Raw genomic sequence first — 23,470 nt, 5'->3', positions numbered from 1 at the left:
GTGTCGTTCAGCGATGGGGACCGCAAATTGGAACCGGACAAATTGGGGACAGATTCCAATTTCGCTTCGAAATTGGAATCTGACCCCAATTTGTCTGACCCCAATTTGTCGCATGCCATCCGCTTGGGCTTGCGCCTCATCGGCGGCTTGTCCGAAGCGGCCGGCAGGCGCATTGAAGAAGCGAAGTCGCAAGGCCCGTTCCGCTGCGTCGAAGACCTCGTGCTGCGCGCCGCGCTCGATGCGCGTGACACCAAGGCGCTCGCCGCGGGCGATGCGCTCATGTCGCTCGCGGGCCATCGCCGCCAGCAGGTGTGGGAAGCCGCCGCGCAGCTGCGCGCGCCCGCGCTGTTGCGCTCGGCGCCGATCGACGAGAAGGCGCTCGCGCTGCCTGCCGCGCGCGAAGGCGAGGAGATCGTCTTCGACTACGCCTCGCTCGGCCTCACGCTGCGCCGCCACCCGCTTGCGTTGCTGCGCGAGAAGCTGCGCGCAAGAAATCTGCTCACGGCGAAGGAACTGCACGACCTGCCGCACGGCAGACGCGTGGGTGCCTGCGGCATCGTCACCGTGCGCCAGCAGCCGCAGACGGCCAACGGCACGATCTTCGTCACGCTCGAAGACGAGACGGGGCCGGTGAACGTGATCGTGTGGCGCAGCGTACGCGAGGAACAGCGCGAAGCGCTCCTGCATTCGAAGCTGCTCGCAGTGCGCGGCGTATGGCAGCGCGACGTGGAAAGCGGCGGCGAGGTGCGGCACATCGTCGCGGAGCGGATGGAGGACCTGACGGAGCTGCTCGGGCGGCTCGGCAGCACCAAGCGCACGAGCAGCAGAGACTTTCACTGACGCTACTTCATCAGCGCAGGCGGCCTGCGATGCTTCGTCCCCTGCTCGTACGCATACGCCAATCCGAGCAGCTTGCCTTCCTGCCACGCGCCCGCCACAAAAGTGAGCCCCACGGGAAGCCCATGCGCGAAGCCCATCGGCACGGTGATCGTGGGATACCCCGCGACGGCCGCCGGCGTCGAACTCGCGCCCTGGAAGGAGTCGCCGTTCACGAGATCCGTCAGCCACGCCGGCGAGCCGGTCGGCGCGACGATCGCATCGAGCCTGCCTTCCCGCATCGGCCCGTCGATCCCCTCGCGCGCGAGGCGTCTCGACTTCTCCGCCGCATCGAGGTAGGCCTTGTCCGCCGGCGGCCCTTTCAACTGCGCCTTCAGGAACAGCTCCTGCCCGAACCACTGCAGCTCCTGCGCCGCGTTCTTCTCGTTGAACGCGATCGCATCCGCGAGCGTCTTCACCGCCACGCCCGGCCGCGTCGAAAGGTAACGATCGAGACCATCGTGCAGCTCGTACAGCAGCACCTCCAGCTCGTCGTCGTCGTAGTCGCCGAGCGAGCCGAAGTCCACCGGGTCCACGATCTCCGCACCCAGCCGCTTCAGATCGGCGATCGCCTGTTCGTACAGGCGATCCGTGTGCGCGTTGTACCCCGTGACCTTCTTGCGCGCGACGCCGATGCGCGTGCCCTTCAGCGCATCGGGCCGCAGGAAATCGCGGTAGTCGGACGCGACGTGGCCTTGCGCCGCGGCCGTCGCGGGATCGTCCGCATCCACGCCCGCGATGGCCGTCAGCAGCGCGGCCGCGTCCGCCACGGAACGCGTCATCGGCCCGGCCGTGTCCTGCGATTTCGAGATCGGAACGATGCCCGCGCGGCTCACGAGTCCGACGGTCGGCTTCAGCCCCACGAGCGCCTGCACGCTGCTCGGGCACACGATGGAGCCGTCCGTTTCGGTGCCGATGCCCACCGTCGCGAACGAAGCCGCGATCGCCGCGCCCGTGCCCGAACTCGAGCCGCACGGATTGCGGCCTTCGCCGTAGGGATTCTTCGTGAGGCCGCCCATCGCGCTCCAGCCGCTCGTGGATTTGCTCGAACGGATGTTCGCCCATTCGGACAGATTGGTCTTGCCGAGGATCACCGCGCCGGCTTCGCGAAGCTTTCGCACGACGAATGCGTCCTTCACCGCGGGCGAGCCGGCGAGCGCGAGCGACCCCGCGGTCGTGTGCATGCGGTCGCCCGTGTCGATGTTGTCCTTCACGAGCACGGGGATGCCGTGCAGCGGCCCGCGGACGCGGCCCACCTTGCGCTCGTCGTCGAGCGAACGCGCGATCGCGATCGCATCCGGATTCGTCTCGATCACCGAGTTGATCGTCGGCCCCGCGCGGTCGATTCGCGCGATGCGACCGAGATAGTCGCGCACGAGCGATTCCGAACTCGCGCGGCCTTGCGACATGGCTTCCTGCAGCGACTGGACACCAGCTTCGACGATCATGGCGCGCGTGCCTTGCGCCTGCGCAGTGGCGGCCGCGCAGGCGATGAGTGAAGTGAAAAGCGCCGAGAGCAGCGCGGGCCCGCGCATCAGGGTCTCGCGCGCCACGCGTCGTCGAACGCGGACTCCATCGCCGCGTTCACCTTGGGCAGGCCGTCGACCACGCGCTTGGCCCAGTCGAAATATTCGCGCTGCCGCTCGAGCGACCATCCGGCCGGCGCCGACGTCACGATGTCGCGCAGGTTGCAGGTCTTGTCCGCGAGCTTCACGAGCGCCGCGCGTTCGCTCTTGTGCGGCGCGTGTTCCACCTGCAGGTGCTTGCGCATCGCGGGCTCGAGCGTCTTGTCGTCCGTCACTTCCAGCACGACGTCGGCGACCTCCTTGCCGAAGAGATGGAAGAGTTCGTCGTAGGTCGTCTCGGTGTCTTCGAGCGTGTCGTGCAGGATCGCGGCTTGCAGCGTGACGAGATCGTCCACGCCGCCTGTTTCCGCGAGCAGCGCCGCGAGTGCGATCGGATGATTGATGTAGGGGCTTGCCTCCGCGTCTTTGCGCCGCTGGTGGCGGTGGCGGCCGGCGGCGAACTCGATGGCGAGCAGAAGGCGGGCAAAAGCGTTCACGGCGCCAGTTTAGCGCGCGCGATTTCCCGTGCTACTTCTCGCGGCACATCGCGCCGTCGCACACCAGTTCCTTCGGGCGCGGCGCAACCAGATTCGGTGTCGACCACGTGTTGTTCACGCGGTTCTGCTCTTCGTTTTCGCGCCGGATGTCCTGCAAGAGGCGCGAGCTGTCGTCGAGCGTGCGGTCGGACGACTGCCGCCGGTTGAGCGTGATCACGCGCGCCGCCTGCTGTGGGCCTTTGGTTTCCCATTCCGATTCGGCGGGCAGCAGGAATTCGGGCCGCTTGTAGGGGGCGGTCTTCTGCTGGAATTCTTCGGAAGGCGAGAGCTGCGACTGAGCCGCCGCGGATGCGCACAGCAGCATCGAGCCGCATAGCGTGCAGAAGAGTCGGATGCCGGGCGAGGACTTCATGGCAGGCTCCGGGGGGCTTCGCCATGGTAGCACCGCCCAGGCCCTGAGGCACCACCCGCCTCAGCGGGAACGCCGCGCCCGCGACCGTTTCGCAGGCGTCGCATAGGCCGGCGCCTGCTCATGCACGGCACTGCCCTTCGCAAGCGAGTCCGGGACGAAGGGATTGACGATCTGCAGATCGCCGATGCGCATGCCGTGCTGCAGGTCTTCGGTGACCAACTCGGTGCAGCCGGACTCGAGCGCTGCCGCGACGATCAGCGCATCCCAGATCCGCAAGCGGTGCTGCTGCTGCAGTTCCGCGGCCCGCAGCACTGCCTGCACGCCGGGGACGACGACGTGCTGGCTCGCCCATGCGCGCAGCAGTTCCATCGCGCGGGTGGGCTCGACGAGCGCCTTGCGCACGGCGACGTCGAAGAACTCCAGGAGGACTTGCGTGCTCAGCACCATCGTTTCCTCCTGCATGGCTTCGCGCAGCCACCGCCGCGAGGTCCGCAGCTTCTGCGGATCGGAGGGATCGATGCTGTAGACGAAGACGTTCGTGTCGAAAAAGCGCATCAGGTCTTGCCCTTGAGCGGCTTCGCAGGCCGCCTCGCGACTGCCTTGGCTGCGAAGAGCCCCGGCATGCGCTCGCTCAGGACCTCGTCGTACAGGGCATCCCGGCCTTCCCATGCCGGGACGGTCGATCCGGCGGCCGACGCCTCGCGTTGCTGCGAATCGATGGCCGCCATCAATTCGTCGAAGCGCCGCACACGCTGCGTGGCCGAATCGGCGCCGACGTAATGTTCGAGCGCCTTGCGGCAGATTTCATTGACGCTCGTGCCTTCCTTCACCGCACGGATACGAGCGGCACGCAGCAACTTGTCGTCCACGGAGAGAGTGAGATTGCTCATGCGGCCATGCTAACACGTAACCTGTGTTGCACCGGTTCAGTGTGATCCATGGGGCATCTCAGGTGCGGGCGACTCGGGGGCCTAGGGTTTCCTCGGGTTCCGGACCGCTGGACTCTAGTCCTCTATAGGACTACAGTTCTGTCCATCCCAAGACTTTCCGGAGCCGATCAATGAACGCTCGCGACGTGGTCCAGCTGCCCGCCCGGACCGCCAACGCCTCCCGCAGCCCCGTGAAGATCGCCTTTCGCGGCGTGAGCAAGCTCTACGGCGGCGCCGGCCGCGCGAAGAACCAGACGCTCGCGCTCGACAGCCTCGACGTGGACATCCGCGCCACCGAAATCGTGACCGTGCTCGGGCCCACGGGCTGCGGCAAGTCGTCGGCGCTGAACCTCATCGCCGGCTTCGAGCGGCCGAGCACGGGCAAGCTTGCGCTCGACGGCAACGCGATCAGCGGCCCCGGCCCGGACCGCGCGGTGGTGTTCCAGCATCCGTCGCTCTTTCCCTGGCTCAACGTCTTCGACAACGTCACGCTCGGTGTGAAGTGCCGCGGCGTCCCCGCGGAAACCTATTCGGCGCGCGCGATGCACCTGCTGCGCGAAGTGGGCCTCTCGGGCTTCGAGCGGCACTACCCCTACCAGCTCTCGGGCGGCATGCAGCAGCGCGTGCAGATCGCGCGCGCGCTCGTGTCCGAGCCCAAGGTGCTGCTGCTCGACGAGCCCTTCGGCGCGCTCGACTACCAGACGCGCATCCAGATGCAGGAGCTGCTCCTGGCGCTCTGGCAGGAATACAAGCCCACGATCTTCTTCATCACGCACGACGTGACGGAAGCCATCTTCGTCGCCGACCGCGTGCTCGTGATGAGCCGCCGCCCCGGCCGCGTGAAGCTCTCGGTCGACGTGAAGGAAGACAAGCCTCGCACGATCGATTTCATGGCCACGCCCGCCTTCATGGAGCTGCAGCGCGAGTTGCTCCACGCGGTGCAGGAAGAAGTCCAGGCCAACAAGACCGCGCCCGCGCACGCCATGGCCGCCTGAAGCGGCCCCGGCTTTCGGCCTTGCCTCCCGTCCCTTCACCCGATCACCTCATCACAAGTTCAGGAGACACCATGTTTCGCATGCTCAAGACCTTCGTGGCGCCGGTCCTGGCCGCCATGGCCCTCTCGGCGCCGCTCGCCGCATCGGCGCAGTCCGCCGCGCCCCTCAAATTCAAGTGGGGCCTGCCCTCGGCGGACTACTACGCGGTCTACGTCGCGCGCGACCAGGGCCTCTTCAAGGAAGCGGGGCTCGATCCCGAGTTCTTCAGCTTCGCCTCCGGCGCGCCGCTGCTCGCGGGCCTGAAGTCCGAAAGCCTCGACGTGATCACGACCGGCCTGGCGACCGTCTTCGCGCTCGGGCAGAACATCCCGCTGAAGATGATCTACTGGGAGCTCGATCACGCCGCCGCCGAGGGGCTCGTGGTCGATCCGAAGAGCGGCATCAAGAGCGTGGCCGATCTTCCGAAGGCGAAGGCGATCGGCGCGCCTTCGGGCACGTGTGCGCAGGTGTCGATGGTCTTCATCGCGAAGAAGCTCGGCGTGAAGTACAACGACCTGAGCATCGTCAACATCGCGCCGCCGCTTTACGGCAACGCGTTCGCGAGCGGCGCGATCCAGGCGGGCATCGCCTGGTCGCCCTATTCGGCGAGCCTGGAGGCCTCGGGCTACAAGATCGCGAACTGGGCGCCCGAGTACACGCCCGAGGGCGGCGTGTGCCCCGGCATGACGGCGGGCCGCCCCGACTTCCTCGCGAAGCATCCGGACCTCGGCCTGAAGCTCGTGCAGATCAAGGCCCGCGCGATGGAGATGATCCAGAAGAATCCGCAGCTGGGCATCGATGCGCTCGTGAAGTACGTGGGCGTGCCCAAGGAAGTCGCCAAGGCTTCGTTCGAGCGCGAGTTCTCGCGCATCCCGACGCTCGAGCAGCAGGTGGACCCGAAGTCGCCGTTCTCGATGACGGCACCGGGCCGCGGCCTCGCGCTCAAGTTCAAGCTCGCGAGCGAGGCGCTCGCCGCCGGCGGCTCGATTCCCGCGCCGCTCACGGACAAGGTCATCGCCGACGCGATCGATCCGAGCTACATCCTGCGCTACCTGAAGGGGTCCAAGTGAGCAGCGCAAGCCCCATCGAAGAAGGCACGCAGCAGCGCATGGCGGGCGTCGAAGCCTCCCCGAGGGACGTGCCGCTCGTCGTGTATTCGATCGGCGCCGTGATCGCCCTGTGCGCCGTGTGGGCCGCGGTGACGATGACGGGCCTGGTCGGCCCGAGCTACCTGCCCACGCCGCAGGCGATGTTCTCCGAATTCGTGACGCTGCTGGAAGACGGCTACAAGGGCAAGTCGCTCTGGGCGCACATCGAAGTGAGCCTGATGCGCACGCTCGTGGGCTTCGCCATCGGCTGCGCGGTGGGCATCCCGCTCGGTCTGCTGAGCGGCTACAGCAAGAAGGTGGGCGCGATGTTCTCGCCGGTGATGGCCTTCGTGCGGCCGATCCCGCCCATCGCCTTCATCCCGATGGCCGTGCTCTATTTCGGCCTCGGCGAGACGGGAAAGATCGTCTTGATCCTCTTCACCGCGTTCAACTACGCCTTCGTCAACGCGCATGCCGGGGCGGCGAGCGTGCCGATGGCCTACTACCGCGCCGCGCAGTCGATCGGCCTCACGTCGCGCCAGATCTTCGTGCGCATCGTGATTCCGGCGGCCGTCCCGCAGATCTTCACCGGCCTGAAGGTGGCGATGGCGCTCAGCTGGGCGGTGGTGGTCGCCGCCGAACTCGTGGGCGCGCAAGCCGGGCTCGGCTTCATGATCTCCGATGCGGCGCTGCTCTTTCGCATCCCCGTCGTCTTCATCGGCATCGCGCTGATCGGCGTGATCGGGCTCGTCCTGAACGCGATCCTGAGCGGCTCGGAAGACAAGCTCGTGCACTGGAAGGGCCGCTGAGATGGCGCGCTATCCGACCGAGCTTGCGCTCCACGTCGCCGGTGAATGGCGCGGGGCGCAGGGCCGCCGCACGTTGCCGGTGGTCGATCCGGCCACCGGCGACACGCTGGGCCAGCTTGCGATGGCGACGCAGGACGACATCGAAGATGCGTTGCGCTCGGCGCGGGAAACCTTCGCCTCGTGGTCGCACACGAGCGCGTGGGACCGCGACGCGATCCTGCAGCGCACGAGGCAGCTCGTGCAGGAGCGCCGCAACGCGATCGCCGAAATCCTCACCCTCGAAAACGGCAAGCCCCTTGCCGATTCGCAAGGCGAGATCGACCGCGTGCTGGAGACGCTGCAGTTCTGCGGCGAAGAGGCCAAGCGCGCGTACGGCCGCCTCCTGCCGCCGCGCGGCAAGGGGCTCGCGCAGACGACGGTGAAGCGAGCCGTGGGGCCGGTCGCCGCGTTCGTGCCGTGGAACTTCCCGCTGGTGCTCGCCGCGCGCAAGGTCGCCGCGGCCCTGGCCGCGGGCTGCACGGTGGTGCTGAAGCCCGCGGAGGAAACGCCCGCGAGCTGCATCGAGCTCGTTCGCGCGTTCATCGATGCGGGCCTGCCGCCCGGCGTGCTGAACCTGCTGTACGGCGAGCCCGCGCAAATCTCGCGGACGCTCATCGATTCGCCGGTGATCCGCAAGATTTCCTTCACGGGTTCGGTGCCGGTGGGCAAGCTGCTTGCCGCCCAGGCGGCGAAGCATCTGAAGCCCGCAACGCTGGAACTGGGCGGCCACGCGCCCGTGATCGTCTTCGACGACGTGGACGTGGACAAGGTCGCCCGCATGTGCGCGGCCTTCAAGTTCCGCAACGCGGGCCAGGTGTGCCTCGCGCCCAGCCGCTTCTTCGTGCACGAGCGCATCGCCGCGGACTTTCGCGAGCGCTTCGCATCGGCCGCGCGCGCCATTCGCGTGGGCAACGGACTCGACCCGGCCACGCAGATGGGCCCGCTCAACAATCGACGCCGGCTCGAAGCCGCGCAGCGTCTCGTGCAGCAGGCCTGCGACGGCGGCGCGCGCATCGCAGCCGGCGGCGAACGCATCGGCTCGCGCGGCTTCTTCTTCGCGCCCACCGTGCTCACCGACGTGCCCGAGGGCGCCACGCTGCTGCGCGAAGAACCCTTCTGCCCCGTGGCGCCCATCATGAGCTTCGGCGACATCGATGAAGTCCTGGCGCGCGCCAACGGCGTCGACGTCGGCCTCGCGGCCTATGCATTCACCAACCGGCTGGATCGTGCGTCCGAATTCTCGGAGCGCATCGAAGCGGGCTGGATCGGCATCAACAGCTTCACGCCGCTCCTGGCCGACGCGCCGGTGGCGGGCATGAAAGACAGCGGCCTGGGCGCCGAAGGCGGCCCGGAGGGGCTGGATGCCTATCTGCACACGCGCTTCGTGAGCCAGTCGAGCCTGCCCACCTGATTGGACAAGACCGAGGAAAGAAAACCCATGAGCAAGGACAGCAAGACATTCCCGCTGCGCTTCAGCGGCTACCACCGGCGGGACGTGCCCGCGCCGGACAGCGAACTCACGAGCACGAACCCCGGCACGCCGATGGGCGAATACATGCGCCGCTACTGGCAGCCCGTGTGCCTTTCCGAGGAACTGAAGGACCTGCCCAAGGCCATCCGCATCCTGGGCGAGGACCTGGTCGCCTTCCGCGCGAAGAACGGCAGCATCGGCGTGATGCACCTGCACTGCGCGCATCGCGGCGCGTCGCTCGAATACGGCATCGTCTCCGAAAACGGCATCCGCTGCTGCTACCACGGCTGGCACTACGCGGTGGACGGCACGCTGCAGGATGCGCCCTGCGAGCACGATGCGACGCGGCTGAAGGACACCGTGTGCCAGGGCGCCTACCCCGCCTTCGAGCGCAACGGCCTCGTCTTCGCGTACATGGGCCCGCCCGAGCAGAAGCCGCCGTTTCCCGAATTCGACAGCTACACGTTCCCCGCGGACACGAAGCTCGTCGCGTTCTCCAACATGTACCCGTGCAACTGGCTGCAGGTCTACGAGAACATCATGGACCACATGCACACGGCCGTGCTGCACAACAAAATGGTGGCCGAGGGAGTCGACTCCGACGTGGCCGCGGGCGTGTCGCTCGAAGGCTTCGGCGACATGCCGATCATGCAGTGGGAAGCCACGCGCGGCGGCAACGGTTGCGTGTTCGTCGCGGGCCGGCGGCTGCCCGAGAACACGGTCTGGGTGCGCATGACGGAGATGATCTTTCCGAACTACCTGCAGATCGGGTCGCTCCTGCCCACCGCGGCGCGCGAACGCCACGGCAACTCCGGCTGCACGCGCTGGAGCGTGCCGGTGGACGACCACAACATGATCATCTTCGGATTTCGGCACTTCAACTCGACGGTGGACCCGGACGGCCTGGGCGACGAGTCCGAGTGCGGCTACGACAAGATCGACTTCCTCGAAGGCCAGGTGGGCAACCGCAGCTACGAGGAAGGCCAGCGCGCGCCGGGCGACTGGGAGGCGATCGTGAGCCAGCGCAGGATCGCCGTGCATTCGCTCGAACATCCCGGCGGCTCCGACGTCGGCGTGTACCTCTGCCGGCGCCTGTTGCGCGAAGCGGTTCGCGGCAAGACCGCACCGGATGCGCTGTACGAGCAACTCGCCGCGCAAGGGCGGACGCTGCCGCTTTATTCGCAGGACAGCGTGCTGCGCGTGCCGGAACTGCCGCGCGCCGAAGACCGCAAGCAGATCCTCGCGCTCGGCAAGAAGGTGCTCGAGATCATGCGCGCGGCCGACGACTGCGCGACGCCCGCCGAGCGGGATGCGTACGTGCGGCGCGAGCTGGACCGCATCGATGGCGGCCTCGCGGTGAAGGCCGAGGAGGGCGCGCTGGCCTGACGGCCGCGCGGCATGACGATGATCCAGGTGCGCGTGCGCTCCATCGCGTGGGAAGCCGAGGGCATCCTGTCCTTCGAGCTCGTGGACCCGCAGGGCGGCCGGCTGCCGGCGTTCGAGGCGGGCGCGCATATCGACGTGCGCATGCCCGGGGGCGTCTCGCGGCGCTATTCGCTGTGCAACGTGCCGGGCGAGACGCGCTTCTGGCGCATCGCCGTGCTGCGCACGCCGGAAAGCCGCGGCGGCTCGCGCACGATGCACGAGAAGCTTCGGCCCGGCGACCTGATAGAAGTGTCCGAGCCGCACAACTTCTTCGCGCTCGACGAGACGGCCGAGCGGACCGTGCTCGTCGCGGGCGGCATCGGCATCACGCCGCTGCTGGCGATGGTGCACCGCCTGCAGCAGCTGGGCAGGCGCTTCGAGCTGCACTACTGCACGCGCAACGCGGCGCGCACCGCGTTCGCCTCCGAGCTGGCGCCCCTTCTTGCCGACGGCGTCGTGCGCATCCATCACGACAACGGCGATCCGAAGCAGGGCCTGGACCTCGCGGCGCTCCTGCGCGAGCCGCGGCGGGGCACGCATGTGTACTACTGCGGTCCCGCGGGCTTCATGAATGCCGCGAAGGCCGCCACCGCACACTGGACGGCCGGGACCGTGCACTTCGAATACTTCGGAGCGGAGCCGCTCGCGGCACCCGAGACGTCAGGCGAGAGCACGATGGAAGTGCGGCTCGCCAAGAGCGGGCGCACGATCCCGATCGAGCCCGCGCAGACACTTCTGCAGGCGCTGCGCGCGGCCGGCGTCGATTGCGAATCCTCCTGCGAAGCGGGCGTGTGCGGCACGTGCCTCACGCCCTACAGCGCGGGCGACATCGAACACAACGACCTCATCCTGAACGACGACGAGCGCCGCACCGAGGTACTCGTGTGCTGCGCTCGGGTGAGGCAGGGACCGGTGGTCCTGGACATCTGAGGACGCGAACGGCACATGAACGCCATGCGAACGTACGACTATGTGGTGGTGGGCGCGGGTTCCGCGGGATGCGCGGTCGCGGCACGGCTGGCGGAAGACCCCTCGGTGCGCGTGCTGCTGCTCGAAGCCGGGCCGCCGGACCGCAACATCTGGATCCACATCCCGATCGGCTACGGCAAGACGATGTTCAACCCGCAGCTGAACTGGCAGTTCAAGTCCGAGCCCGAGCCGCACCTGAACAACCGGCAGATCTACGTGCCGCGCGGCCGCACGCTCGGCGGCTCGAGCTCGATCAACGGGCTCGTGTACATCCGCGGCCAGGCCGAGGACTTCCGCCGGTGGGAGGCACTCGGCAACACCGGCTGGGGCTGGGACGACGTGCTGCCGTACTTCCGCAAGGCCGAAAGCAACGAGCGCGGCGCGAACGAATACCACGGCGGCGACGGCCCGGTGCGCGTGTCGAACATCAAGGGCAAGCACGAACTCGTCGAGGCCTTCATCGGCGCCGCGAACGAACTCGGCATTCCGCGCACGAACGACTTCAACGGCGCCGAGCAGGAAGGCGCGGGCTACTTCCAGCTCAATACGCGTAACGGCCTGCGCTGCTCGGCCGCTCGGGGCTATCTGCGCTCCGGCATCGCGGGCGCGAACCTCGAGGTGGAGACGGATGCCCAGGCCTGCGAAATCGTTTGGGAAGGCAAACGCGCGGTCGGCGTGAAGTACATGCGTTCGGGCACGCCGCAGGAAGTGCGCGCCGCGCACGAAGTGATCCTGAGCGCGGGAGCGGTGCAGTCGCCGCAACTGCTGATGCTCTCCGGCGTGGGCGACGAAGCGCAGCTGCGCGGGTTCGGCATCCGCACGGTTCATCATTCGCCCGGCGTCGGGCAGAACCTGCAGGACCATCTTCAGTCGCGCCTCATGTACCGCTGCACGAAGCCCATCACGACCAACGACGATCTGAAGACGTGGTGGGGCCAGATGCGCATCGGCCTGAAGTGGATGTTCCAGCGCTCGGGCCCGGTGGCCGCCGGCATCCAGCTCGGCGGGATGTTCGCGCGCACGAGCCCGGAGGTGGCGACGCCGGACGTGCAGTTCCACTTCGGCACGATCAGCGCGGACATGACCGCGGGCAAGCCGCACGACTTCTCCGGCTTCACGATGTCCGTGTGCCAGCTGCGGCCCACGAGCCGCGGCGAAATCCGGCTGCGATCGCCGCGCGTCGCCGATGCGCCGGCCGCGCGATTCAACTACCTCGCCACCGAAGACGACAAGCGCACGATGATCGCGGGCGTGCGGCTCGCGCGGAAGATCGCGCGTTCGCGATCGCTTTCGCCCTACGTCGCCGACGAATACCGTCCGGGCTTTCGCATCGAATCCGACGACGAAGTGCTCGCCTTCATCCGCGAATACGGCACCACCATCTTCCATCCCGTGGGCACATGCCGCATGGGCGCGGACGAAGCGTCCGTGGTGGACACGCGCCTGAAGGTGCGCGGCGTCGAAGGGCTGCGCGTGGTGGATGCATCCGTCATGCCGCTCGTGCTCTCGGGCAACACCAACGCGGGCGCCATCGTCATCGGCGAGAAGGCGGCCGACATGATCAAACAGGACAGAAGGAGGATGCACGCATGAATGGCGAAGCCGTGAGGCAGGAAATCTTCGGGTCGCTCAGCCGGCCCGACCGCAGCGGGCGCCCCAAGTACCAGCGTTGCGCCGACGCGCTCGTCGAAGCCATCCGCCGCGGCGTGTGGCGCCCGGGCGATCGACTGCCCGCGGAAGACGAACTCGCGGGACTCACGCCGTTCAGCCTGGGCACCGTGCAGCGGGCGCTGCGCGATCTGTCGGAGCAGGGGCTCGTCGTGCGGCAGCACGGCCTCGGCAGCTTCGTCGCCGATCCGCCGCGCGAATTGCACGACCCGTGGCACTGCCGCTTCCTCGCGGACGACGGCCGGACGATCCTGCCGATCTATTCGCAGGCGGTGCAGCGCATCATGATCTCGGAGCCCGGGCCGTGGACGGATTTTCTCGGCGCGGACGCCAAGGTGATGCGGCTGGACCGCATCGTCATCGTGAACGACGAATTCCGCATCTCGAGCCGCTTCTACGCCGACCGCGCGCTGCTGAAGAAGCTCTACGACATGCCGATGGAAAGGCTGAACGGCGCGAACTTCAAGCGGCTCATCGTGAACCAGTGCCAGCTGCCGATCACGCACATCACGCACCACGCGAAGGTCAAGGTCTTCGACGACGAGGCGTGCGCGCAGATCGGCGTTGAAAGCGGCTATCGCGGCCTATTCATGTTCGCATTCGCGCGCGCGGGACGCGACCGGCCGGTCTACTACCAGGAATTCTTCGTCGGCCCCACGGACCGCGCGATGCAGTTCCCCGAAGGCGCCACAGGCGCACTCTGACGTACCCAGGATTCATGGAGCATCAATGAACACCCCCCCGAAGAACCTCATCGTCATCATGTCGGACGAGCATTCGCCGAAGGCGCTCGGCTGCTACGGGAGCGAAGTCGTCGCGACGCCGAACCTCGACGCGCTCGCCGCGCGCGGCACGATGTTCTCGTCCGCCTACTGCACGAGCCCCGTGTGCATCCCCGCGCGCGCCTCGTTCGCCGTGGGCCGCTACATCCACGAGATCGGCTACTGGGACAACGCCGACGCCTACGACGGACGCATCCCGAGCTGGCATCACAAGCTGCGCGAGCGCGAGCACGAAGTCGTCTCCATCGGCAAGCTGCACTTCAGGAAGCCCGACGAGGACCACGGCTTCACGAAGGAAATCATCCCCATGCACATCATCGAGGGCAAGGGCGACCTGATGGGCCTCGTGCGCAGCGAACTGCCGGTGAGAAAGGGCGCCTACAAGATGGCGCGCTACGCGGGGCCGGGCGAGAGCCAGTACACGTTCTACGACCGCGAGATCACTTCGCGCGCACAGGTGTGGTTGCGCGAAGCCGCGCACCGCGAATTCGACCGGCCGTGGGTGCTCTTCGTCTCGCTCGTGGCGCCGCACTTCCCGCTCACGGCGCCGCCCGAGCATTACTACCGCTACTACGACCGCAACCTTCCGATGCCCAAGCTCTATGACAAGCGCGAGCGGCCGGACCACCCCTACCTCGTGGACTATCGCAACAGCTTCAACTACGACGACTACTTCGACCGGGACACCGTGCGGCGCGCGGTGGCGGGCTACTACGGCCTGTGCTCCTTCCTCGACGAGAACATCGGCAAGGTGCTGCGCGCGCTCGAGGATTCGGGACTCGCGGACGACACGCGCGTGATCTACACGTCCGACCACGGCGACAACCTGGGCACGCGCGGCCTCTGGGGCAAGAGCACGATGTTCGAGGAAACGGCGGGCGTGCCGCTCATCATGGCGGGCGACTCGATTCCCGTCGGGCGCAAGGTCACGACACCGGTGAGCCACGTGGACGTGTACCCCTTCATCCTGGACGCCGTCGGCAATCATGAAGACGCGTTGCGGCAGGGCTTCCCCGGCACGTCGCTCTTCGACCTCGCGCAAGGCGCGAAGCCCGACCGCAACGTGCTCGTCGAATATCACGGCATGGGCTCCACGACGGGCGCCTTCATGATCCGCCACGGCAAGTACAAGTACGTGCACTACATCGGCTACCCCGCGCAGCTCTTCGACCTGGAAGCGGACCCGGAGGAGCTGCGGGACCTCGCGCCGAACTCCGCCTATGCCGCGGTGCTCGACGAATGCCGCGAGCGGCTGCACCGCATCTGCGATCCGGAGGAAGTGGATCGCCGGGCGAAGCTGCGCCAGGCCGAACTGCTCGAAGAAAACGGCGGCCGCGATGCGGTGATCGCGCGCGGCGACCTCGGCTTCACGCCCGCGCCGGGCGCGGTGGTGGCGTTCGACTGACGCACGCGTCATGCGTCACGACTACATCGTGGTCGGCGCCGGCTCGTCCGGCGCCGCGATCGCGGCTCGCCTCGCGCGGCAGGGCCGCACCGTGCTCCTGCTCGAAGCCGGCGAGCCCAACGAGCATCACTTCTGGGTGCGCGTGCCGCTCGGCATCGCGCGCATCCTGGGCGACGAGCGCTACGTGTGGCAGTTCCATACGGAGCCGCAGCGTTCGCTCGCGGGGCAGACGGTGTACTGGCCGCGCGGCAAACTGCCGGGCGGATCGAGTTCCGTCAACGGCATGGTCTTCGTGCGCGGCGACCCCGCGGAATACGACGCGTGGCGCGACTCGGGCTTGCCGGGCTGGGGCTGGGACGACGTACTGCCGTACTTCAGGCGGCTGGAAAGCACGACCATCGGCTCCGCCGCGCTGCGCGGTCGCGACGGCCCGATTCGCGTGACGAGCCTCGCGCGCAATCCCGACGCGCTGTCCGATGCGTTCCTCGCGGCTTGCATCGACAGCGGCATCCCCGCCACCCCCGACTACAACGGCCCGATGTACGAGGGCGTGAGCTACCTGCAGCTGTCCACCGACAACGGACGGCGCGTCAGCACGGCCACGGGTTATCTGCACGCCTTCCGCGGCGAAGGCCTGCAGTTCGAAACCGGTGCGACAGTGCTGCGCGTGCTGTTCGAAGGCAGCCGCGCGAGCGGCGTCGAGTACCTGCAAGGCGGAGTGAAGCATCGCGCGTTCGCGAATGCCGAAGTGCTGCTGTGTGCCGGCCCGGTGAAGTCGCCGCAGATCCTCGAACTCTCCGGCGTGGGGGACGCTTCCCGACTGCACCGGCTGGGCATCGATGTGACGCGCCATCTGCCCGGCGTGGGCGAGAACCTGGTCGACCATCTGCAATCGCGTCTCACGTTCGAGTGCAAGCGGGCGATCACGCTGAACGAAACGGTGGCGAGCCCATGGCGCAAATGCCTGCTCGGTGCGCGCTACGTGTTCGCACGAACGGGACTGATGGCGACGCCTGCCTGCACCGTGCACGCGCTCGCGCGCGTGCATGATGACGAGTGGCGGCCGAGCGTGAAGATTCAGCTGCATCACCTGAGCGCGGGCGACCGGGTGGAACTCTCCGCGAGCGGCAAGGGCAAGAGCGCGCTCGATGCGTACCCGGGTTTTTCCATCGGCTTCTTCCAGCTCAGGCCGCAGTCGCGGGGACATGTGCATGCCGCAAGCGCGGACCCGCATGCGCTGCCGACCGTGGATCCGCGATACCTCGACGACGAAACCGACCGGCAGACAGTCGTGGCTGCGCTGCGACTTGCGCGGCGAGTGTCGCGGTCGCCCATGCTCGCGGACTTCCTGAAGAAGGAAACGCGGCCCGGCATCGACGTGGACGACGAAGAAGGCCTGCTCGACTACATCCGCCAGTCGGGCGCGACGTCGTTCCATCCCGTCGGCACGTGCCGGATGGGGCACGATGCGATGGCCGTCGTGGACGAGCGGCTGCGCGTGCAAGGGCTCGCGGGCCTGCGCGTGGTGGATTCTTCCGTGATGCCGAGCCTGCCGGCGTCCAACACGAACGCGGCATCGATCATGATCGGCGAGAAGGCGGCCGACATGGTGCTGCAGGACGAGAAATGCACGACATCGGCTACGCGTTCGCGGTCGTCTTCCTGGGCTACTTCGTCCTCGGTGTGACGGGCTTCGGCTCGTCGCTCGTGGTGGTGCCGCTGCTGTCGTGGCGCTGGCCGCTGCCTCAGGTCGTGATGCTTGCGCTGATGCTGGACCTGCCCGCATCGGCGATGCTCGGCGGCCTCAACTTCCGCGATGTTGACAAAGGCGAATTCGCGATGCTGCTGCCCGGCATGGCGGTGGGCAGCGCGTTCGGCCTGTGGCTGCGCGGAAGCGTCGATCCGCGATGGCCCGTGCTCGTGCTGGGCATCTACATCGCGATTGTCGGTGCGCGTGCGCTGCTGGCGGCGCATGCGGTGCAGCAGCAGGCGCCGGCGCGGTGGCGCGGCCCGGCAGGCGTGGCCGCGGGGCTGATCGAAGTGATGTTCGCCACCGCAGGCCCCGTGGTGCTGGCGTGGCTCACGCGGCGGGTGACGGACATCCGGTCCGTGCGCGCGACGACGCCCGCGACGATGACGGTCTGCGCGGCGACGGCGCTGGCCGTCATCGCGTTCGACGGTGGGCTCACCGATCCGGCGGCGTGGCAGCGCTGGGCGGTGATGCTGGCGGTTGCGGTGGCCGGCGTCGTGATCGGCAATCGCGTGGCACGCCACGTGCCGGTGGGGATGCTCAGGCGCGTGGTGAATGCGATGCTGGTGACGAGCGGGCTGGCGCTGGTGATGCGGGCGATGTGACGAGCGGTCGAGCTGCTCAATTAACCTAACTTGATAGGTTATCATCCGGGGTATGCCAAGGGGAGGGAAGAAGACCAGAATCGCGAGCTTCGATGGCGTCGAGATTCGCGTGATGACACGCAACGAGCATTGCGGACCCCACGTGCACGCGTTTCACGAAGGCAATGGCTGGGAGCTCAAGATCTTTTTTTCGTTCGCTGGCGCTGAGATCGTAAAGGTCACACTCGAGGCCGGCCGCTTGCCTAAACAGAGGGTGGTTCAGAAGTGCATGGACGCAGTGACCGACAATTTGGACGAATGCCGCAAGCAATTTTGGGAGGGCGTTGGCCTTCATTGCTGTCTTGGAAATCAGTACGTGACGATTGATGAGCATGGCTGCGTCCGAGACGCGACCGCGAGAACGGCTGGCGCGCTCCTGGTGCAAACGGCCAGTTACGTCGTGAGCAGCGGGTCGCTCGAGTTCACGGTTGCGGGACACGCGAAGAGATACACCGGTATTTGCCCGTAGGAGAAGCCCCATGCAAAAACAACGCGCGCGTACTGTCCTTGGCAAAGATGCCTACGATGCCATCGGAAAGGCGGCGAATGAGTCGCGTCCGAAACCCTGGACTCCCGAGTCGGTTCAGTTCGTGCATCAGGGCGCTCGCCGTATGCTGGAATTCTTCTTCCAGACGAATGTCGGCGGGCCCGTCTCCTTCGGGTTCCCGATCGATTGGATCGATGAACTCAAGGGGGCGCGCCTTGCCGACCTCAAGACTGCGAGGCTGAGCCCATCGCACACAGCGATCATCGTGGACGGGGTCGATGCGTTCATCAGCGTCGAAGGCCTGTTCAGAGACTTTGCCACCCGGTCTCCGTCGGTCAAGGCATTGATGGTCCACACGTTCGCCGCGACGGGAGGCAAGACAACGAGTGACGCCAAGAAGCGCGCTTCGGCTGAGAACGGGAGAAAGGGCGGTCGTCCGGCGAAGAAGCGTCAGGAGCACGCCGTGGCATCGGGCAAGGCAAAGCGTTGAGTCTGCGGGAACGTGGTTCCCCGGAGATCAGTCGAGCCGCGCCGCCACCGGCCCCGACACCGGAATCTCCATCAGGTCTTCTCCGAAGTAGATGCTGCCCTTGTAGATCTCTCCCACCTCGCGGATCACCCGCTCGCGCATGCCGGGGCGGTCGAATTGTTCGGTGACGTGCGTGATGACGAGACTGCGCACGTGCGCTTCCTGCGCGAACCGCGCGAGCTCCAGGTGGCCCATCGTGAATGCGCTGAACGTCTTGCTGGGCGAAGTGCCCGTGAGGTAGTGGCACATGTGGACGAGCACGTCGCAGTCCTGCGCGAGCTCGGCGAGCTGGCGGCTCGGGCCCGTGTCGCCGGAGTACACGAAGGAGCCCTCCTCGCAATCGAGCCGGTAGCCGTACGACGTGAGGTGCGGCGCGAAGTGATTCACCTCCGCCACGCGCACGCGCCAGCCCTTGCGCTCGACCACGTCGCCCGAGCGCAGTTCGCTGAGCAGAGGCGCGGGCCGCGCGCGTTCACCGGCGCCGCCGCGGGCGCGATACACGTCGATGCTGCACTGGTTGCGCGTGCGGGAGATGAGGTCCGGCCCGAACACGCCGTCATCGGCGATCAGCCGTTCGGTGATCTGCGCGAGCGGCGGCGGGCCGAACACCTCGAGCTCCGGCACCCGGCCCGCGCCCTGGTCCCAGCGGGTGAGGAGCAGGCGCGGGTAGTCGCCCATGTGATCGTAGTGATGGTGGCTGATGAAGAGGTGCGACACGTCCTTCGCCTGGATGCCCAGCTCCATCAGCCGGTGATGCGCGCCGAAGCCGTGGTCGAACACGATGCAGTTGCCCGCGCATTGCACGACGTAGCCGGAACACATGCGGCGCAGCGAGGGCGTGGGAGTGCCGGTGCCGAGAAGCCGGATCCTCATGCGCGGCTCAGTCGCCATGGATGTCGAGCGATTCGATCAGGCGCGAATACTTCGCCTGCTCGGCCTTCAGGAACGCGCCGAAATCCGCCGCGCTCATGGGGCGCGTCTCCACGCCGTTGTCGAGCAAACGCGCCTTCACCGTGGGCGACTGCAGGACGGCGACGAGCTTCGCGTGCAGCGCATCCACGACGGGCTGCGGCGTGGCCGCGGGCGCGAGAAAGCCGAACCATCCGCTCAGATCGAGTTCCGGGTAGGCGGTGGCGAGCGCGGGCACGGAGGGAAGCGCGGGCGAGGGCGTCTTCGCGGCCACGCCAAAGGCCTTGACCTTGCCGCTCTTCACGAGCGGCACGGCCGGCGGCATGCCGGAGAAATAGATGCTGGCGTTGCCCGCGACGACATCCGTCACCGCCTGCGCGCCGCCCTTGTATGGCACGTTGAGCAACTGCGTGCCGGTGAGCTTGGCGAGCAGCGCGCCCGCGATGTGCGCGGGGCTGCCGTTGCCCGCGGTGGCGTACGAGTACGTGCCGGGCTTCGACTTCGCCGCCGCGATGAACTCGGACAGATTCGCGCCCGGCACGTTGTTGCCTGCGATGAGGAGCAGCGGCGTCGCACCCGCGAAGGCGACGGGCTTGAAGTCGCGGTCCGTCGCGTACGACACGCCGCCCTTGATGAGGTGCGGCGAGATGACGAGTTCGGACGTGTAGCCGAGCAGCAGCGTCGAGCCATCGGCATCCGCCTTGGCGGCCGCCGATGCGCCGATCACGCCCGCGCCGCCCGGCCGGTTCTCCACCACGACCGACTGGCCGTTGCCTTGCGTGATCTCCTGCGCGACGAGCCGTGCGATCACGTCGCCCGTGCCGCCCGGTGCGTAGGGCACGATGATGCGCAGCGGCCGGGCCGATTGCGCGTGGGCGAAGCCCGTCAGCAAAGGGGCCGCGATACAGGCGAGCGCCATCCGCCTCGTGAAGGCGGCTCTCGTGCGGAAATGACCAGAACGATCCATGCCTGCTCCGTGGGGTGGGTTCGATGGCATGAGCGTAGCGGCAACCCGATGCATCCGGTCATGCCGGAAGTGGTATACAGGTGCGATGGACGATGCCAGCTTCGCGCGAGCCCTGGTGAAGGATCTGCGCATGAAGGACCTGCTCTTCGTGCAGAAGATCGCCGACGCGAGGTCCTTGTCCGCGGCGGCGGGCGAATTCGGGCTCACGCAGCCGGCCGCGAGCCGTTGGTTGCGCGATCTGGAGCAGCTCTTTGCCGGCCACCTCTTCACGCGCGACCGCGTGGCGGGCATGACGCCCACGCCGGTCGGCGAACTCGTCGTCGAACGCGGGCGGGCGCTGGTGGCGGACGTCGCATCGCTGTCGTCGGAGATTCGCGCGCATCGTGCAGGGCGCGGCGGGCGGCTGCAGCTCGGCGTGATTCCGTATGTCTCGACGCATCTTCTGGAGCGGCTCGTGTCGACGCTGGTGGGCGAGCACGCGATGACGGTGAGCGTGATCGAAGGCGCCACCGCGCCGCTGCTCGAAGGCTTGCGGATGCAGCACCTGCATGCCGTGATCGGCCGCTGCGCCGCGCGGCCCGCGCCTTCAGGCTTGCGGCAGGAGATGCTCTTCACGCAGAGCGCGTGCCTGCTGGTCCATGCGAAGAGCGGCATCCGCGAGCAGCGGGCGAAGCTGTCGAATCATCCGCGGATGCGGTGGGTGGTGCCGCCGCTGGACAGCCCGACGTGGCAGGCGATCGTCGCCGTGTACGGCAACGCGAAGATGGCACCGCCCACGCCTGCGGTGGAGACGGCGTCGACGAAGGCGGTTCACGCGCTGGTGGCGGCCAATGTGGACATGGTGGCCGTGCTGCCGCTGGACATCGGGCGCGATCTGGAGCAGCTGGGGGGCGTGCGGGTGGTTGCGTTTTCGTCGGCGTTCAAGATGCCGCCGGTCGGGCTGATCGCGCAGGCGCGGCAGTGGAACTTCAGCAATGTGGCGGCGTTGAGGAATGTGTTGAGGAGTCTCGCGGTGAAGCAGCAGCGGGCGGAGTGAATTGGCGAGTGCCTGCGTTGCATGGTACCTGGGACACCATGACTGAGCGATCGACTTGCCGCTTATTTCATCGGGTGACCACGCTCTTGCGACGCAGAGTGTGCGCGGAAAGTCAGCCGCTCAGTTCGCCGGCAGTAAACCTTGGTCGATCAGGTTCTGCACGATGTCCGCTTGCCTCAGGTCCCGCCTGCGCTTCATCGCTTCTCGCTTGGGCGCTTCGGCTGCCATCCACCGCTTGAACTCCACGAATGCAGCCGGAGCGATCGTGCGCATGAGGGCCATGCGCCCCGTCGCTGAAACCACGACGTGGTCGAAGCGCCGCGCGGTGGTCAAGACGAATGCGCGCACCGCCTGGACCGGCCACAGGTCGTCTTCGTCGTCGGAAAAGCGGAAGGGGTGCGGATTGTCCGCCTCGGGCTGACGGCGCAGGAAGTCGACTTCGAATCCGCGCGCATTGATCGCGGTCTCGTTCTGCCCCTCCTTGCGTCGGAAGGTCCGATCCGCGCGCTGCAGAACTTGCAGCATGGACACATCGAGCTTGCCCAGGTCGGTGATGAACCGCACCCGCTTTCGCGCATCCCACAACAGATCCACGTCCTGGGTGGCCAGTGCGCCCTGCACGATGCGCACTCCGGCGGCTGTTTCGAACGCATAGAGTGCGTGCGTCCCCACCACGACGAAGTGTTCGCCCAGCCCGGCATCCTCGATGGCCTGCAGCACGCCGAGCACAGCCGCAGGCACGCGGCCCACCTTCAGGGCCTTGTTCAGGCGCTCCGATTCTGCGAGCGCGCTGCGAAGTGACCGCAGGCGTGCCTCCACCTCGAGTTTCCTGCGAGTGAACTCCGAATGTGTGGCCTCGGTTTCGGTCGAACGCGCGCCAACGCGGCGTTGCCGGCCGTCCGCGTGCGTCTTCACGAGGTATTCATACTCGCCCTGGCGCTTCCAGTACATGCCGCCGGAATAGGTGCGCGCCTGACCGCGGACGCGCCGATACTCGTCGAACACGGTCGCCGAATCGATCAGCTGTCGGGCAGCGCTGTCGGGCAGGGGGAGGAAGTCCATTGGCCGTGTATTTTCCGATTTTGCATTTTATGCGGCCAATCGCGAGCAGGCGGTGCAGGGCAGGATCGGTCAGCGCGGCTTGCCAGGTAGTCGCGAAGGTCCGTAAGAGCGTGGTTGCCGAAGACCTATTCGCGTCAATGCATGTGCTTTGCGACCTGGGAGACACCCTCTCTATTCTCTATCGGCCTTACATCAGCGAGAAGTGCTATGGGGCTATTCAGTACGCGCAAGCTTGGGGCCGCGACTTTGCTGCGATGTCGCACAAGCACTTCCGGCTGCTGCCCGGTGCGTCGATGCACGTCATCGCCTGCGGTTGGTACTGCGGCGTCCGCCTGTGCCGACCTGAAGATGAAGATCGTCGCTGGATGTTGCGTATTTCGGCCCAACGTGACCGGCGATTTCGGCATCGTCACCGAGGATTCCGGCAACGTGACCGGCAGCCTCGTTTGGGCGCATCGTGACCGGCCGTTTCGGCATCGTGACCGGCCATTTCGGCCAACGTGACCGCCGAGTCGGCGACGCCTGAAAGGGGTGTCGCCCCGGCAGCCAGGTGCTGCGTAGAAGACCTCAACCCCGGGCATCCGTACGCTCGTCGGCTTTGCCAATGAAAGAATGGATGCCTCAACCACGAATGTCTCTACGCATGATCAAGGACGTGATTCGCCTCAACTGGCACGCTCGGATGTCGCACGAGCAGATCGCCACTGCCCTGAAGATATCCAAGGGCGCCGTTGCCAAGTACGTCGGGCTGGCCAGTGCGGCTGGTCTCGAATGGGAAGCCGTGAAGGACTGGACCGAGCGGCAACTGACCGCCGCGCTGCTGCCGCGAGCGTCAGGCGCGCAGCCCTTCGTCGAACCCGATGGGCGCGCATGCACCGCGAGCTTGACCGCAAGGGCATGACGCTGATGCTGCTGTGGCAGGAGTACGTGGGCGCCAATCCCGGTGGCCGCACGTGGCGCTACACGCAGTTCTGCGAGCACTACAAGGTCAACTCCGTCTCCAAGCGCGAACGTGGGAAACGGGTTCGATGTACAGGAGCTACCCGAAAAGCGAATGGCCCCGGTGAACCCACCGAGGCCATGACGCCGACCAGGAACCCCCAATCCACTTGGACGG

The 23,470-nt window shown here is 67.1% G+C and carries 25 protein-coding genes; 16 read left to right on the top strand and 9 right to left on the bottom strand.

Annotated elements, in window-relative coordinates; translation table 11 throughout:
* The coding region (locus tag VHA82_RS24085) for an OB-fold nucleic acid binding domain-containing protein (protein WP_325548000.1) at positions 1-840 on the top strand (840 nt) is incomplete at its 5' end.
* Between the two features lie 2 nt (positions 841-842).
* On the opposite strand, the gene VHA82_RS24080 is transcribed toward VHA82_RS24085, so the two are convergent.
* From VHA82_RS24080 to VHA82_RS24060, 5 genes are read right to left on the bottom strand one after another with little or no spacing between them, the layout of a single operon-like run.
* Positions 843-2,411 carry an amidase gene (locus VHA82_RS24080; RefSeq protein WP_414708695.1) on the bottom strand — a complete coding sequence of 523 codons (1,569 nt, stop codon included), beginning with the start codon at positions 2,409-2,411 and terminating at the stop codon, positions 843-845.
* Positions 2,411-2,938 carry an HD domain-containing protein gene (locus VHA82_RS24075; protein WP_325547995.1) on the bottom strand — a complete coding sequence of 176 codons (528 nt, stop codon included), beginning with the start codon at positions 2,936-2,938 and terminating at the stop codon, positions 2,411-2,413. Before VHA82_RS24075 ends, VHA82_RS24080 begins: the two co-directional genes overlap by 1 nt.
* A gap of 31 nt (positions 2,939-2,969) precedes the next feature.
* Complete coding sequence (locus VHA82_RS24070; protein WP_325547993.1) at positions 2,970-3,350, bottom strand: hypothetical protein; 381 nt, start codon at positions 3,348-3,350, stop codon at positions 2,970-2,972.
* A gap of 60 nt (positions 3,351-3,410) precedes the next feature.
* A complete protein-coding gene (locus VHA82_RS24065) occupies positions 3,411-3,905 on the bottom strand; it encodes a PIN domain-containing protein (protein WP_325547991.1) in 495 nt (164 codons plus the stop codon).
* Complete coding sequence (locus VHA82_RS24060) at positions 3,905-4,240, bottom strand: hypothetical protein (RefSeq protein ID WP_325547989.1); 336 nt, start codon at positions 4,238-4,240, stop codon at positions 3,905-3,907. Before VHA82_RS24060 ends, VHA82_RS24065 begins: the two co-directional genes overlap by 1 nt.
* 170 nt (positions 4,241-4,410) lie before the next feature.
* On the opposite strand from VHA82_RS24060, the gene VHA82_RS24055 reads away from it, so the two are divergent.
* The 11 genes from VHA82_RS24055 (at position 4,411) to VHA82_RS24005 (ending at position 17,324) form a co-directional block, all read left to right on the top strand.
* The gene (locus tag VHA82_RS24055) at positions 4,411-5,274 is read left to right on the top strand and encodes an ABC transporter ATP-binding protein (RefSeq protein ID WP_325547986.1); all 864 of its coding nucleotides are present in this window, start codon (positions 4,411-4,413) and stop codon (positions 5,272-5,274) included.
* Between the two features lie 71 nt (positions 5,275-5,345).
* Positions 5,346-6,383 carry an ABC transporter substrate-binding protein gene (locus tag VHA82_RS24050; RefSeq protein ID WP_325547984.1) on the top strand — a complete coding sequence of 346 codons (1,038 nt, stop codon included), beginning with the start codon at positions 5,346-5,348 and terminating at the stop codon, positions 6,381-6,383.
* Positions 6,380-7,210: an ABC transporter permease gene (locus VHA82_RS24045; RefSeq protein WP_325547982.1), complete on the top strand. Its 831-nt coding sequence runs from the start codon at positions 6,380-6,382 to the stop codon at positions 7,208-7,210. Before VHA82_RS24050 ends, VHA82_RS24045 begins: the two co-directional genes overlap by 4 nt.
* Before the next feature lies 1 nt (position 7,211).
* Positions 7,212-8,660 carry an NAD-dependent succinate-semialdehyde dehydrogenase gene (locus VHA82_RS24040; RefSeq protein WP_325547980.1) on the top strand — a complete coding sequence of 483 codons (1,449 nt, stop codon included), beginning with the start codon at positions 7,212-7,214 and terminating at the stop codon, positions 8,658-8,660.
* Between the two features lie 27 nt (positions 8,661-8,687).
* On the top strand, positions 8,688-10,106 hold the full coding sequence (locus tag VHA82_RS24035; protein ID WP_325547976.1) for a Rieske 2Fe-2S domain-containing protein: 1,419 nt from the start codon (positions 8,688-8,690) through the stop codon (positions 10,104-10,106).
* Positions 10,107-10,118: 12 nt separating this feature from the next.
* Positions 10,119-11,075, top strand: coding sequence for a PDR/VanB family oxidoreductase (locus tag VHA82_RS24030; RefSeq protein ID WP_325547973.1), 957 nt, complete (start codon positions 10,119-10,121; stop codon positions 11,073-11,075).
* 15 nt (positions 11,076-11,090) lie between these two features.
* Positions 11,091-12,707: a choline dehydrogenase gene (locus tag VHA82_RS24025; protein ID WP_325547971.1), complete on the top strand. Its 1,617-nt coding sequence runs from the start codon at positions 11,091-11,093 to the stop codon at positions 12,705-12,707.
* Positions 12,704-13,486, top strand: coding sequence for a GntR family transcriptional regulator (locus tag VHA82_RS24020; protein ID WP_325547968.1), 783 nt, complete (start codon positions 12,704-12,706; stop codon positions 13,484-13,486). Before VHA82_RS24025 ends, VHA82_RS24020 begins: the two co-directional genes overlap by 4 nt.
* A 25-nt stretch (positions 13,487-13,511) precedes the next feature.
* Positions 13,512-14,969, top strand: coding sequence for a sulfatase-like hydrolase/transferase (locus tag VHA82_RS24015; protein ID WP_325547966.1), 1,458 nt, complete (start codon positions 13,512-13,514; stop codon positions 14,967-14,969).
* Positions 14,970-14,979: 10 nt separating this feature from the next.
* On the top strand, positions 14,980-16,656 hold the full coding sequence (locus tag VHA82_RS24010; RefSeq protein ID WP_325547964.1) for a GMC family oxidoreductase: 1,677 nt from the start codon (positions 14,980-14,982) through the stop codon (positions 16,654-16,656).
* Positions 16,596-17,324: a sulfite exporter TauE/SafE family protein gene (locus VHA82_RS24005; protein ID WP_325547962.1), complete on the top strand. Its 729-nt coding sequence runs from the start codon at positions 16,596-16,598 to the stop codon at positions 17,322-17,324. The genes VHA82_RS24010 and VHA82_RS24005 overlap by 61 nt, the downstream gene beginning before the upstream one ends.
* A gap of 25 nt (positions 17,325-17,349) precedes the next feature.
* On the opposite strand, the gene VHA82_RS24000 is transcribed toward VHA82_RS24005, so the two are convergent.
* Entirely contained in the window at positions 17,350-17,658 is a 309-nt protein-coding gene (locus VHA82_RS24000) for a hypothetical protein (RefSeq protein WP_325547960.1), read from the bottom strand.
* 184 nt (positions 17,659-17,842) lie between these two features.
* On the opposite strand from VHA82_RS24000, the gene VHA82_RS23995 reads away from it, so the two are divergent.
* A complete protein-coding gene (locus VHA82_RS23995) occupies positions 17,843-18,340 on the top strand; it encodes a DUF2442 domain-containing protein (protein WP_325547958.1) in 498 nt (165 codons plus the stop codon).
* Positions 18,341-18,367: 27 nt separating this feature from the next.
* On the opposite strand, the gene VHA82_RS23990 is transcribed toward VHA82_RS23995, so the two are convergent.
* Together VHA82_RS23990 and VHA82_RS23985 are read right to left on the bottom strand one after the other, a co-directional pair.
* Positions 18,368-19,252, bottom strand: coding sequence for an MBL fold metallo-hydrolase (locus tag VHA82_RS23990; protein WP_325547954.1), 885 nt, complete (start codon positions 19,250-19,252; stop codon positions 18,368-18,370).
* Positions 19,253-19,259: 7 nt separating this feature from the next.
* Complete coding sequence (locus VHA82_RS23985) at positions 19,260-20,255, bottom strand: Bug family tripartite tricarboxylate transporter substrate binding protein (RefSeq protein WP_325547950.1); 996 nt, start codon at positions 20,253-20,255, stop codon at positions 19,260-19,262.
* A gap of 85 nt (positions 20,256-20,340) precedes the next feature.
* Between VHA82_RS23985 and VHA82_RS23980 the strand changes: the two genes are divergently transcribed.
* The gene (locus VHA82_RS23980) at positions 20,341-21,291 is read left to right on the top strand and encodes a LysR family transcriptional regulator (protein ID WP_325547948.1); all 951 of its coding nucleotides are present in this window, start codon (positions 20,341-20,343) and stop codon (positions 21,289-21,291) included.
* Positions 21,292-21,411: 120 nt separating this feature from the next.
* Here the strand turns inward: VHA82_RS23980 and VHA82_RS23975 are convergent, their stop codons facing one another.
* Entirely contained in the window at positions 21,412-22,353 is a 942-nt protein-coding gene (locus VHA82_RS23975; protein ID WP_325547946.1) for a GSU2403 family nucleotidyltransferase fold protein, read from the bottom strand.
* Between the two features lie 348 nt (positions 22,354-22,701).
* On the opposite strand from VHA82_RS23975, the gene VHA82_RS23970 reads away from it, so the two are divergent.
* On the top strand, positions 22,702-22,857 hold the full coding sequence (locus tag VHA82_RS23970; RefSeq protein ID WP_325547944.1) for a hypothetical protein: 156 nt from the start codon (positions 22,702-22,704) through the stop codon (positions 22,855-22,857).
* 139 nt (positions 22,858-22,996) lie between these two features.
* Entirely contained in the window at positions 22,997-23,254 is a 258-nt protein-coding gene (locus tag VHA82_RS23965; RefSeq protein ID WP_325547942.1) for a hypothetical protein, read from the top strand.
* Positions 23,255-23,470: the final 216 nt, after the last annotated feature.

Origin of the sequence: Ramlibacter sp. (genome assembly GCF_035548915.1) — a bacterium.
Classification (GTDB): Bacteria; Pseudomonadota; Gammaproteobacteria; order Burkholderiales; family Burkholderiaceae_C; genus Ramlibacter.
This window is presented reverse-complemented; position numbering and strand designations above follow the sequence as displayed.